Here is a 355-nt window from a genome sequence, read left to right as displayed (position 1 = left end):
TTTCTTTATAATATACAACTGACAAAAGCCAATTTACACATACGGTACCACTTTTAAATATGAAAACTGAATCATGTAAACTTACTCATCAACTCTAATTAGAGCGGTATCCTAGTTTCAAACAATATCACAATTATTATTTAGCAAACTTTAATTATTTCCAGTTATCTCTGCTGCAGACTGCACAGTTCCGTTTGGAATAATCACTGTTTTCAACAAATTATTTTCCTCGTGAATACGTCTGTATAAGATAACCATGTAGACTGGGAATAAGATGAGAAAACTATATGTTGCATGACACAATAAAGCTAAACCGATTAATTCTGGTATAATATTTAGGAAATAGTTAGGATGC

The 355-nt window shown here is 31.0% G+C and carries 1 protein-coding gene; it reads right to left on the bottom strand.

The genetic code is table 11. The features are described from left to right. Positions 1 to 150: 150 nt before the first annotated feature. A partial coding sequence (locus C1G53_RS01875; RefSeq protein ID WP_269087981.1) for an isoprenylcysteine carboxylmethyltransferase family protein occupies positions 151 to 355 on the bottom strand: 205 nt, incomplete at its 5' end.

Source organism: Streptococcus suis, from assembly GCF_002960445.1.
In the GTDB taxonomy this organism is placed as follows: Bacteria; Bacillota; Bacilli; order Lactobacillales; family Streptococcaceae; genus Streptococcus; species Streptococcus hyiners.
Note: the sequence above shows the minus strand (reverse complement) of the source record. Positions and strands in the feature narration are given on the sequence as shown.